Source organism: Martelella sp., from assembly GCF_984369615.1.
This window is the reverse complement of the sequence record NZ_CFHTCS010000126.1, coordinates 1-11,313: the sequence shown is the minus strand read 5'-3', so window position 1 is coordinate 11,313 and position 11,313 is coordinate 1. Positions and strand designations below refer to the sequence as shown.

Here is an 11,313-nt window from a genome sequence, read left to right as displayed (position 1 = left end):
TTGCCGGCTTCAAGGCCGAAGCCGTTGACGATGTTGAGCACGCCGGGCGGCAGGATGTCGGCGATCAGTTCGGCCAGCACCAGGATCGAGGCCGGCGTCTGTTCGGCCGGCTTCAGCACCACGCAATTGCCGGCGGCAATCGCCGGCGCAAGTTTCCAGGCGGCCATCAGGATCGGGAAGTTCCAGGGAATGATCTGGCCCACCACGCCGAGTGGTTCATGGAAGTGGTATGCAATCGTGTCGTCGTCAATCTCGCTCATCGAACCTTCCTGCGCGCGGAGCGCCGAGGCGAAGTAGCGGAAGTGGTCGGCGGCGAGCGGAATGTCGGCATTCATCGTTTCGCGGATCGGCTTGCCATTGTCCCAGGTCTCGCAGGTGGCGATCAGGGCAAGGTTGGCCTCGATCACATCCGCGATCTTCAGCAACGCGCGGGCGCGCTCGGCCGGCGAAGTCGAACCCCATTTCGCCTTGGCGGCATGGGCCGCATCCAGCGCGAGCTCGATATCGGCGGCGTCGGAACGGGCGATCTCGTTGATCGCGGCCCCGGTGATCGGCGTGGTATTGGTGAAATAGCGGCCGTTCTTCGGCGCGACGAACTTACCGCCGATGAAGTTGTCATAGCGGTCCTTGAAAGGGGATTTCAAAAGCCCTTCGGGTTTGGTCATCTCGTTCATTGCGTTTCCTCCCAGAAATCATCCTGAACACTGTCGAGGACTTCAATGTCGGCGCATGATTGATATTTGTCATCATTGTCAAACCGGCGGGAGCCGAAGACTGTCTCGCTAATGAGACAGTCCGGGAGCCAAAACGGCGAGGGCGCGCGGCGTTTGCGGCGGATCATTGCGCCGCGGCGCGGTTCCGCCGTTCAGCAACGGGAGGAGAGGCCGAGCCGCTTCATGCGGCGGTAGAGCGTGGCGCGGCCGATCCCCAGTTCCTCGGCGGCGCGGCTCGCATTGCCATGCTGGCGGGCGAGCGCCTTGAGGATGGCGGTGCGCTCGGCAGAGGCAAGTCCGGTTTGCGAAGCGCCGACCGCCAGCAGGTCGTCGGCGGGGACGGGCGCGAACGCACCGGAAGGGGCAAGGCCCAGCGCCAGCCGCGCTGCGCGCGTGGCGCCGATCACGAGATCGTTTTCGTCAACAGCCAGGAGCGCAATCGCGGCCCCGCCGGCGGTCCCGCCTTCCTCGCTGTCATCGACGAGGATCACCCGCTCCCCGCTGTGCCCGTGTCGGAAGCAATCCGCCTCGATCTTGCGCGCGGTCTCGCGCACGAGCGCCGCGATCATCTGGTTGGCGGCCGCTGTCTGGTCGCTGCGGGCGGACGAAATGTCGAGCGCGCCGATCAATTGGCCATCCGCGCCGTAGATCGGGGCGTCGATGCAGCTCATGGAGATGTTGCGGTCGAGAAAGTGCTCGTCGCGATGAATGATGAGCGGCCGTTCCTCCGCAAGGCAGGTGCCGATGCCATTCGTGCCGACGGCCGCCTCCGACCAGCTTCGGCCAGGCTTGAGACCCCAGCTCTCGAAACTCGACTGGTCGCCGCTGCGCCAGCGCGCATCGAGAACCACGCCATCGGCATCGCTGAGGAACACGCCGCAGGCGGAGAGCGAGACGCATTTGTAGAGATGATCGAGCTTGGCGCGCGCCACATGCATCAGAAGATCGGAATTTTCCATCCGCTGCTTCAGTTCCGGTCCGCTGAGCGTTTCGGCCCGGCGCGTCCTGGCGCCTGCCGGGTCGAGGCCGTGCTGAACCAGCGAGCGCCACCAGGACGCGGCGACGGACGAGCGCGCCGGACCGTTTGCGGAAAGCGCCGTCGCGGTCACGATATCGGCATGGGCGCGGCTTGCCGCCGGCCTTGAACCATAAGCCATCGCTATCTCCTCCCGCTTCCGCGCGGCACCTTCCCGATGCCCGAACGGATCTCCTCAGCGGCTCACATCCGGTATTGTTATCCAAAACCGAAAGCGTGTGAAGGTATTTCCGCGCGCCGGCGCGCTCGACTTTGGTTCATCAAAAGACCAGGAAGCGTCAGAGCGGCGGAAGCGCGAAGACAGACGGGTCGTCGCAAACAAAAAACCCGGCGCGAAGGCCGGGTTTCATGGAATCTATAGGCAATCGCCTCAGGCGGCCATGGCCTTTTTGAGGTTCTCGTCGATCTTGTCGAGGAAGGCGGTGGTCGAGAGCCATGGCTGGTCGGGGCCGATGAGCAGCGCCAGATCCTTGGTCATGTGGCCGCTTTCGACCGTGTCGATGCAGACCTTTTCCAGCGTGTGGGCGAAGTTGGTCAGCTCTTCGTTGCCGTCGAGCTTGCCGCGATGGGCAAGGCCGCGCGTCCAGGCGAAGATCGAGGCGATCGAATTGGTCGAGGTTTCCTGACCCTTCTGATGCTGGCGGTAGTGACGGGTCACCGTGCCGTGGGCGGCTTCGGCTTCGACCGTCTTGCCGTCCGGCGTCATCAGAACCGAGGTCATCAGGCCGAGCGAGCCGAAGCCCTGGGCGACGATGTCGGACTGGACGTCGCCGTCATAGTTCTTGCAGGCCCAGACGTAACCGCCGGACCACTTCAAAGCGGCCGCGACCATGTCATCGATCAGGCGGTGTTCGTACCAGATCTTCTTGGCCTCGAACTGATCCTTGAACTCGGCTTCGTAGATCTCCTGGAACAGGTCCTTGAAGCGGCCGTCATAGGCTTTCAGGATCGTGTTCTTGGTGGACAGGTAGCAGGGAACGCCGCGCATCAGCGCGTAGTTCAGCGAGGCGCGGGCAAAGTCGCGGATCGAGTCGTCGAGATTATACATCGCCATGGCAACGCCGGAGGAGGGGGCGTCGAAGACTTCGTGTTCGATCTCCTGGCCGTCCTCGCCGACGAACTTGATCGAAAGCTTGCCCTTGCCGGGGAACCTGAAGTCGGTGGCGCGGTACTGGTCGCCGAAGGCGTGACGGCCGACGATGATCGGCTGGGTCCAGCCGGGAACCAGGCGCGGAACGTTCTGCATGATGATCGGCTCACGGAAGATCACGCCGCCCAAGATGTTGCGGATCGTGCCGTTCGGCGAGCGCCACATCTTCTTCAGGCCGAATTCCTCGACGCGGGCTTCGTCCGGCGTGATGGTCGCGCATTTGATGCCGACGCCGTGCTTCTTGATGGCGTTGGCGGCGTCCACGGTAACCTGGTCGTCGGTGGCGTCGCGGTTTTCGACCGAGAGGTCGTAATATTCGATCGGCAGGTCGAGATACGGGAAAATCAGCTTTTCCTTGATGAACTGCCAGATGATGCGGGTCATTTCATCGCCGTCGAGATCGACAACCGGATTTGCCACCTTGATCTTCGTCATTATCCATCCTCGTCTAGCGGGCGCCGTCGAAAACGCCCTTTTGTTGCAAGAAGTCCCGAGGGCTATAGCACTGCGATGCCGGGGAAAAAAGGCATTCGGAGGCTAAACTTTGGTAAAAAAAACGGCCGATTTGCCGGACGCCTCAAAATGACGGACGGCAGGAGCGGAGGGTTGTCCGGGCGGACGCCGGACAGTACCCGATCGACGGAGAATGGCATATAACAGTTGTTTTGATGGTAACTTTTGTTATATACGGGCGTCATTATCCAAGCAGGGCACTCTCATGCCGGAACTCAGTCCTCTCGAAAGCGCGCTTCTTCGCCTCATCCGCGAGGACCCCTTTGCCGGCCAGCAGGCCATGGCCGAGCGGCTCGGCATTTCACGATCGGCCGTGGCGGCGCATATCATGCGGCTGACGGAGCGCGGTCATATTCTCGGCCGGGGCTATGTCCTGCCGCCGGAGGGCCGCGTTCTGGTTATCGGCGGCGCGGTGATCGACCGCAAATATCTCGCCCGCACGCCCCTGATCGCCGGCACCTCCAACCCGGTGGAGGGCATGCGCAGCTACGGCGGCGTGGCGCGCAACGTTGCGGAAAACCTCGCTTTGCTTGGCACGACCACCGGTTTTGTGACCGCCGTCGGAAACGACGAGAACGGGCGCTCGCTTCTCGCGCATCTGAGCGCGCGCGGCGTTGACGTCGCCCATGCCGTTGCGCTTGCCGACCGGCGTACGGCCGAGTATGCGGCGATCCTCGAGCCCACGGGGGAACTTGCCTATGGCATCGCCGACATGGCGATTTTCGATCAATTGACGCCGGCGGTGATCGAGCAGGTCTGGTCCGCGATTGCCTCCGCCAGCCTGGTCTTTGCCGACTGCAACCTGCCGGCCGAAACGCTCGCCACCCTCATCGCAAGACGTCCGTACGGTCGCTTTCGGCTCGCAATCGATGCGGTCTCGACGCCGAAGGTGAAACGTCTGCCGCAATGCCTTGACGGGATGGACCTTCTGTTCCTGAACCTGGACGAGGCCGCAGCCTATCTCGGAAAGGTATTTTCTCGTGATATCAACGGCATGCATGATGCAGCCGAGCTTCTTCATGAAGCCGGAGCCGCCGCAGTCATCCTTTCGTGCGGAACGCTCGGCGTCGTGGTCTGCGCGCAGGACGGCACACATCACATTCCCGTGGTCAGGGCGGAGCCCGTCGACATGACCGGCGCAGGCGATGCCATGATTGCCGGCACGCTCAATTTCTTTTCCCGGAACGACACGCTCACCGAAGCCGTGCGCAAGGGCGCGCTGATCGCCTCGCTGACCACCGAGACGGCATCGAGCGTCCATCCGGACCTGTCCAACCATTTTGTCGAGGCCAATCTCTATCGGCTCGACGCCACATCAGGAGATCACCTTGTCTGACATCGAAATCATCAAGAGCGGCGAAGTCGAAACCGCGCTTGCCGGCGGCAAACCGGTGGTGGCGCTGGAATCCACGATCATCACCCATGGCATGCCCTATCCGGCGAACCTTGAGACGGCGCTTGCCGTCGAGGCGGTGGTGCGCGCGAACGGCGCGGTTCCGGCGACGATCGCTGTGATCGACGGCAAGCTCCATGCCGGCCTGGAGGAAGACGTGATCCAGCGGCTCGCGAAGGTCGAGAAAGGGATCGTCAAGGCCTCGGGGCGGGACCTTGCCGTCGCCATGGTCAAGGGCCAGACGGCGGGAACGACGGTCTCGGCGACGATGAAGATCGCCGCCCTTGCCGGCATCCCGATCTTCGCCACCGGCGGCGTCGGCGGCGTTCACCGCGGCGCCGAGCAGACTTTCGACATCTCCGCCGACCTGACCGAGCTCGGCCGCACGGCCGTCACCGTCGTCTGCGCCGGCGTGAAGTCAATCCTCGATATTCCGAAGACGCTGGAAGTGCTGGAGACCCAGCGCGTGCCGGTGATGGCCTATCAAAGCGATGACTTCCCGGCATTTTTCACGCGTTCGAGCGGCTATCCGGCCGACCATCGCATGGACAGCGCCGAGGATATCGCGAAAGCCATGGCGCTGCACGATGCGCTTGAAACCGGAACCGGCATCCTTGTCGCCAATCCCGTTCCCGAAGCGGATGCGCTCAGCCACGATTTCATCGACGGAACGATCGAGGATGCGCTGAACGAAGCCGCAGAGAAGGGGATTGCCCGCAAGGAACTGACGCCGTTCCTGCTTGCCCGGATCAACGAACTCTCCGAAGGCCGCAGCCTCGCCGCCAATATCGCGCTGGTGAAAAACAACGCTGCCCTTGCGGCCCAGATCGCCGTCGCGCGGGTCGCCATCTCGGATTGACGGAGCGCATTGTCATTCGCGCAGCAACGACGTTATCCTCCCTCCAAACAAGGAGTGCATGATGACTGATACCTTTGAAGCTCTGCTGATCCGCGACAAGGACAATCCGAAGGCAAGCCTGACAAAACTCAGTCTGTCCGATCTGCCGGATTTGCCTGTCCTTGTGCGGGTCGACTATTCGAGCCTCAATTACAAGGACGGGCTGTCGGTCACCGGCAAGGGGCGCATCGCGCGCCGCTTCCCGATGGTGCCCGGCATCGATATTGCCGGAACGGTGGTCGAATCGGCCTCCGAGGCCTTCAGGCCCGGGGACAAGGTGATCGCCAACGGCAACGGCATGTCGGAGACGGAATGGGGCGCCTACAGCGCCTATCAGCGGCTGAAGCCTGAATGGCTGATGCCGCAGCCCGAAGGGCTGACCCAGAAACAGGCGATGGCGATCGGCACGGCCGGCTATACGGCTGCACTTTGCGTCAACCAGTTGCTTGCCTGGGGCGTTGTTTCCCCGGAAGAGGGAAAGGTGCTGGTCACCGGGGCCGCCGGCGGCGTCGGGTCCTATGCGGTGGCGCTTCTCGCTTCGCTCGGCTTCGGCGTCACCGCCTCCACCGGCCGGCCGGAAACGCATGCCTACCTGCGCCAACTCGGCGCCAGCGATTTCATCGATCGGCGTGAACTTTCCGAAGCAGGAAAGCCGCTGCAGGCGGAACGCTGGACCGGCGCGGTCGACAGCGTCGGCTCCACGACCCTTGCCAATGTTCTGGCGCAGACGGTTTATGGCGGCGCTGTGACGGCCTGCGGTCTTGCCGGCGGGGCGGATCTTCCCGCAACCGTGATGCCGCATATCCTGCGCTCCGTGGCGTTGATCGGCGTCGATTCCGTGATGGCGCCGAGAAAGCGCCGCGAGGCCGCATGGCGACTGCTACAGACGCAATTGTCGCCGGAGCAGATCGCGCTCGCGACGGAAGGCGAGGTGGGCCTTGCCGATCTGCCCAAGGCGGCGGAAGAGATCCTGGCGGGCAAGGTGCGCGGACGCGTCGTGGTGAAGGTGAGCTGAGGCCGCTCAGGTGGTCTCAAGCGATTTCGTCTTCACCACGAGGCTGTCATCCTCTGTCTCCTCGAGGAACCTGGCGAAATAGCGCTTGAGCTTCGGGATCTTCACCAGTTCGTCCATCGAATATTTGTGCGCGTCGCGCACCAGCGTCGACGGGTTGAAATAGGCCTCGGCATTTTCCGGGGCGAGCACGAAGGGCGGAAGCCCCTCGCGGCAGAGGATATAGCTCATGATCAGCGCGCCCGTGCGATGGTTGCCCTCGATGAAGAGTTGCGGGCGGCTGAGGACGCGCACATAGACGCCGGCGGCGCGCTTGCGCACCGGTTTTCCCTTGGCGCGCTGGTACCAGTCGACTAGCCCGCCGATATCGCCCGCCTCGCGATCGTAGAAATGTTCTTCTGTCCGCAGGATATGGTTGCTGAATTCCGACCGGGCTTCACGCGAGGAGCCGCACAGGACCAGATGATTGAGTTCGAGCAGGTGATGGAACTGGCCGAGTTGAAGGATATCGGTTCCTTCCTGCAGAAGGCCGTTCACATAGGTGTAACCCTCCAGCATGTGCTCGACGACGCTGTCCGGCATGCCGTCGCGATGCATGGTCAGGAGCGCATTGATGCGATCGAACTGACGCTGGGTCTGGCGTAGCCTGTCTTCTATCCTGGCAAGGTCAAGACTGTGCTTGAACATGTTGCGTCTCAGTGCCTCAAGACCGGTTTTTCGCGCGCGCTGGTCCGCGAAACGATTGAATGACGTGGCCAATGGTAGGGCGGGCGGAGGATCAGATCAATGGCAGGCCCGAACCTGCTTGCGTGACTGCCTGCGCGCAGAACAATCAAAAGGGCGGCTCTGCGAAGAAAGCCGCCCGCTAAAACAGTCCGAGTGGAACGACAGCCTCAGCTGAACTCGCCCGAAAGATACTCTTTGGTCAGTTGCTGTTGCGGGTTCTCGAAAATCTGCTTGGTGTCGCCGACCTCGACGAGGAAACCGGTGCGGCCGCCCTGCGACATGTCCACGGAGAAGAAGGCCGTCTTGTCGGCAACGCGTATCGCCTGCTGCATATTGTGGGTCACGATCGCGACGGTATAGTCCTTCTTCAGCTCGAGCATCAGTTCCTCGATCTGGCGCGTGGCGATCGGGTCGAGCGCCGAGCAGGGCTCGTCCATCAGAAGCACCGTCGGTTCGGTGGCGATGGCGCGGGCGATGCACAGGCGCTGCTGCTGACCGCCGGAGAGAGAAAGGCCGTTCTGCTTCAACTTGTCCTTGACCTCGTTCCAGAGCGCGGCGCGGCGAAGCGCCTTCTCGACGCGGCCGTTGATGTCGCCCTTGAAGCCGTTCAGGCGCAGGCCGAAGGCGACGTTTTCGAAAATGCTCATGGAGAACGGGTTGGGCTGCTGGAAGACCATGCCGATGTGTCGGCGCACGACCACCGGATCGACATTCTTGCCGTAGACGTCCTGGCCGAGGAAATGGACGTGACCTTCAAGGCGGAAGATCGGGATCAGGTCGTTCATGCGGTTGAGCGAGCGCAGCACGGTGGACTTGCCGCAGCCCGAGGGGCCGATGAAGCCGGTGATCTTGCCCTTTTCGATGTTGACGGCGGAATCGCGCACGGCAAGGAAATCACCGTAATAGATCTTGTCGATGTTTGCGCCGATCGCGACATCGCCGCCGTCCCGCTTTGCGGCGGTGGCCTCAACCTTGTTCATTTCCATTTCGATAGACATGATAAGCGACCTTTTTCTCTTACACGCGGCGGGTGCCGAACGAGCGACTGAGAATGTTGAAGACGAGCACGATCAGCACCAGTACGAGGGAAGCCGTCCACGCCAGTTCAATCTGGTTTTCATAGGGCATTGCCGAGAAATTGTAGATCAAAATCGACAATGATGCTGTCGGCTCCGTAAAGCTTCCGATCCAGTAATTCGAAAAGAGTGCCGTAAACAGAAGCGGGGCCGATTCACCGGACGCGCCCGCCACCGCAAGCATTACGCCGGTCATAACACCTGGCAGCGCCGTCGGCAAAACAATTTTCAGGGCAACCTGCGTGGCATTGCAGCCCATGCCGTAAGCGGCATCCTTCATGCGCTGCGGCACCATGCGGAAAGCCTGTTCCGATGTCAGCAGGATCGTTGGCAACATCAGGATGGCGAGCGACAGGCCGCCGGCCACAGCCGAATAGGTCTTCATCACGATCACCAGCCAGGCATAGACGAAGACGCCGGAGAGGATCGAGGGAAAGCCGGTCAGCACCTTGCCGACAAAGCGGACGAGCGAGGCGAACTTGCCGTCGGGATTGATCAGGCCGGTATAGACCCCGCCGAGGACGCCGATCGGGATCGAAATCGCCGAGCCGATCGCCACCATCACAAGCGTGCCGACGATGGCGTTGCCGATGCCGCCGCCCTGCTCGAAAGGCGCCGGCGGAAGCTCGGTGAAAATCGCGAGGCTGAGGCGCACGCCGCCGCGGCTGATCAGCATCCACAGGACCGAGATCAGCGGAATGGCGGCGATGCCGGCCAGGATCCAGAGGATAAAGGTCTGGATGAAGTTCATCAGCGTTCGCCGTTCGGCGAAGGAAAAGCTCAGATTCGGATTGCCGAGCGCGACAACCTCGGGATTCATCGTGGTTTCATCCGTCATGGTTTCGATCCCCTCTCAAGCCTTATGTGACCGTCTGGCGCGAAGTGTAGTTCATGATGATCGTGCCGATGATGTTGACCGCCATCGTGATCATCAGCAGCACGACGGCCGCATACATCAGCGGGCCGATCTGGTTGGCGCCAGCCTCGGGAAAGGTCGAGGCCAGAAGCGACGCAAGCGTTGTCGCCGGCGAGAACAGCGAAAGCGAGACCTGCTGCGTGTTGCCGATCAGCATGGCGAGCGCCATGGTTTCGCCAAGCGCGCGGCCGAAGCCGAGAACCAGCGAGGCGAAGATGCCGCCCGAGGCCGTCGGCAGGATGACCTTGCGGATCGCTTCCCACTTGGTCGTGCCCATGCCGTATGCGGCTTCCTGCACCTTCAGCGGAATGGCCTTGAAGGCGTCTTGCGAGATTGCGGCGACCGTCGGCAGGATCATGATCGAAAGAACGATCATCGCCGGAAACATGCCGGGGCCGGCAAGCGAGGTGGAGAAGAACGGCACGAAGCCGAACGTATCATGCAGCCAGCGGGCGATCGGCCGGATGGCTGGAATGAGGACGTAGATGCCCCAGAGGCCGTAGACGACCGACGGGATCGCGGCGAGCATTTCGACGATCAGGCGGAAGACCCAGGCGAGACGGGCGTTCAGGAAACCCTGTGTCAGGAAGATCGCGACCGCAATGCCGAGGCCGCCGCCGAAAAGCAGTGCCAGGAGCGAGGAATAGAGCGTGCCCCAGATTTCGGCGAGAATGCCGTATTCGTTTGTATTCGCGTTCCATTCAACAGTCGTCAGAAAGGAAAGACCGTATTCACGCATTGCCGGAGCGGCCTGCGCGCCGATCTTGTAGAAAATGTAGATCAGCAGGATGATCGTGATCAGGCCTGCGAAGAATGTCAGAAAGCGAAAGGACTTGTCGTAACCGTATTCGAAAGCGGTCGGTGGTCGCGAAACACTGCCATCGCGTGGCGTAACGGATTTCGGCTTGTCGGCCATCAAGGGGCTCCTGGTAACGGCGATCGGGACGAGTACCGCGATCTGACTGGAAAGAGCATAAATGTCTGCGTGTATTCTTTTCCACGAAAGCCGGGGCGCAACGTGTTACGCCCCGGCAAAATCTCGAATTGGCCGAAATCAGCCGCCGATTTCTTCCATCGACTTCTTGTTGATTTCGATGATGTTTTCCGGCAGCGGGATGTAACCCAGCTTGTCGGCCATCGTCTGGCCGGTGGTCAGGCCGTAGTTGATCATTTCCTTCAGTGCTGCGACGGTGTCGGCATCCTGGCCGGACTTGTAGAACAGCATCCAGGTGAAGGTGGCGATCGGATAGGCTTCTTCGCCCTTCGGATCGACGATGAAGGCGACGTTGTTTTCGTCGAGCTCGGCCGAAGCGAGAGCGGCGCTACCGGCTTCCGGACCGGCCTTCACGAAGTTGCCGGCCTGATTCTCAAGCAGGGCATAAGGCGTGTTGGTCTGCTGGGCGTAGCCATACTCGATGTAGCCGATCGCGCCGGGAGTCTGCTTGACCGTGGCGGTGATGCCCTGGTTGCCCGGAGCGGCAACGAAGTTCGAAGCCTTCGGCCACGGAACAGTCTTGCCGCCGCCGACAGTGCTTTCGAATTCCTTGGAGATGGCTGCAAGGTGATTGGTGAAGTTGAAGCTGGTGCCCGAGCTATCGGAGCGAACGACAACCGTGATGTTTTCGTCGGGGAGGTCGACGCCTTCGTTCGCGGCGGCGATGGCTTCGTCGTTCCACTTGGTGATTTCGCCGAGGAAGATCTTCGGGTAAACGTCGCGCGGCAGCTTCAGTTCGGAAACGCCGTCGAGGTTGTAGGCAAGAACAACTTCGCCGGCCGTCATCGGCAGAAGAACGACGCCGCCGTCAACCTTGGCCATTTCCTCGTCGTTCATGGCAGCGTCGGAGGCTGCGAAGTCGACAACGCGGTTGGTGAAGTCTTCG

The 11,313-nt window shown here is 61.8% G+C and carries 10 protein-coding genes and 1 pseudogene; 3 read left to right on the top strand and 8 right to left on the bottom strand.

Features of this window, described 5'->3' with window-relative positions:
- From adh to AC5DC2_RS11815, 3 genes and pseudogenes are all read right to left on the bottom strand, one after another.
- A pseudogene (adh, locus tag AC5DC2_RS11825) lies at window positions 1-665 on the bottom strand (aldehyde dehydrogenase); the annotation flags it as partial.
- A gap of 200 nt (window positions 666-865) precedes the next feature.
- Window positions 866-1,870, bottom strand: a complete 1,005-nt coding sequence (locus AC5DC2_RS11820) for a GAF domain-containing protein (protein WP_491698615.1) — start codon at window positions 1,868-1,870, stop codon at window positions 866-868.
- A gap of 249 nt (window positions 1,871-2,119) precedes the next feature.
- Window positions 2,120-3,334 (bottom strand): NADP-dependent isocitrate dehydrogenase, encoded by a 1,215-nt coding sequence (locus AC5DC2_RS11815; protein ID WP_024709562.1) that lies wholly within the window; start codon window positions 3,332-3,334, stop codon window positions 2,120-2,122.
- Window positions 3,335-3,617: 283 nt separating this feature from the next.
- Here AC5DC2_RS11815 and AC5DC2_RS11810 point away from each other — a divergent pair, with 283 nt between their 5' ends.
- The 3 genes from AC5DC2_RS11810 to AC5DC2_RS11800 all read left to right on the top strand — a co-directional run bounded on the left by AC5DC2_RS11810 (window position 3,618) and on the right by AC5DC2_RS11800 (window position 6,718).
- Complete coding sequence (locus AC5DC2_RS11810) at window positions 3,618-4,748, top strand: carbohydrate kinase (protein WP_491698614.1); 1,131 nt, start codon at window positions 3,618-3,620, stop codon at window positions 4,746-4,748.
- Entirely contained in the window at window positions 4,741-5,664 is a 924-nt protein-coding gene (locus AC5DC2_RS11805; protein ID WP_024709564.1) for a pseudouridine-5'-phosphate glycosidase, read from the top strand. The genes AC5DC2_RS11810 and AC5DC2_RS11805 overlap by 8 nt, the downstream gene beginning before the upstream one ends.
- A gap of 61 nt (window positions 5,665-5,725) precedes the next feature.
- Window positions 5,726-6,718, top strand: coding sequence for an MDR family oxidoreductase (locus AC5DC2_RS11800; protein ID WP_024709565.1), 993 nt, complete (start codon window positions 5,726-5,728; stop codon window positions 6,716-6,718).
- A 6-nt stretch (window positions 6,719-6,724) separates the two neighbouring features.
- Here the strand turns inward: AC5DC2_RS11800 and AC5DC2_RS11795 are convergent, their stop codons facing one another.
- From AC5DC2_RS11795 to pstS, 5 genes are all read right to left on the bottom strand, one after another.
- Complete coding sequence (locus tag AC5DC2_RS11795; RefSeq protein ID WP_491698613.1) at window positions 6,725-7,402, bottom strand: hypothetical protein; 678 nt, start codon at window positions 7,400-7,402, stop codon at window positions 6,725-6,727.
- Between the two features lie 206 nt (window positions 7,403-7,608).
- Complete coding sequence (gene pstB, locus AC5DC2_RS11790; protein ID WP_491698612.1) at window positions 7,609-8,439, bottom strand: phosphate ABC transporter ATP-binding protein PstB; 831 nt, start codon at window positions 8,437-8,439, stop codon at window positions 7,609-7,611.
- A 19-nt stretch (window positions 8,440-8,458) separates the two neighbouring features.
- A complete protein-coding gene (gene pstA / locus AC5DC2_RS11785) occupies window positions 8,459-9,355 on the bottom strand; it encodes a phosphate ABC transporter permease PstA (protein WP_246750585.1) in 897 nt (298 codons plus the stop codon).
- Between the two features lie 22 nt (window positions 9,356-9,377).
- Window positions 9,378-10,349 (bottom strand): phosphate ABC transporter permease subunit PstC, encoded by a 972-nt coding sequence (gene pstC, locus AC5DC2_RS11780; protein ID WP_491698611.1) that lies wholly within the window; start codon window positions 10,347-10,349, stop codon window positions 9,378-9,380.
- Between the two features lie 138 nt (window positions 10,350-10,487).
- A partial coding sequence (pstS, locus tag AC5DC2_RS11775) for a phosphate ABC transporter substrate-binding protein PstS (protein ID WP_491698610.1) occupies window positions 10,488-11,313 on the bottom strand: 826 nt, incomplete at its 5' end.